Below are 477 nucleotides of genomic sequence, written 5' to 3' on the forward strand. Positions count from 1 at the left end.
CGGGTACGGGGACCGTGTCAGGCGGGCAGTTTGACTGGGGCGGTCGCCTCCTAAAGAGTAACGGAGGCGTTCCAAGGTTCCCTCAGAATGGTTGGAAATCATTCGAAGAGTGCAAAGGCATAAGGGAGCTTGACTGCGAGACCTACAAGTCGAGCAGGGACGAAAGTCGGACTTAGTGATCCGGTGGTACCGCATGGAAGGGCCATCGCTCAACGGATAAAAGCTACCCTGGGGATAACAGGCTTATCTCCCCCAAGAGTCCACATCGACGGGGAGGTTTGGCACCTCGATGTCGGCTCATCGCATCCTGGGGCTGAAGTAGGTCCCAAGGGTTGGGCTGTTCGCCCATTAAAGCGGTACGCGAGCTGGGTTCAGAACGTCGTGAGACAGTTCGGTCCCTATCTGTCGTGGGCGCAGGAAATTTGAGAGGAGCTGTCCTTAGTACGAGAGGACCGGGATGGACGTACCGCTGGTGCA

Annotated in this window: 1 rRNA gene; it reads left to right on the forward strand. The window is 57.2% G+C overall.

What is annotated here, in order from left to right:
• A 23S ribosomal RNA gene (locus tag UQ64_RS28950) occupies positions 1–477 on the forward strand; the annotation flags it as partial.

Source organism: Paenibacillus etheri (genome assembly GCF_001012825.1).
GTDB classification, from domain to species: domain Bacteria; phylum Bacillota; class Bacilli; order Paenibacillales; family Paenibacillaceae; genus Paenibacillus_AQ; species Paenibacillus_AQ etheri.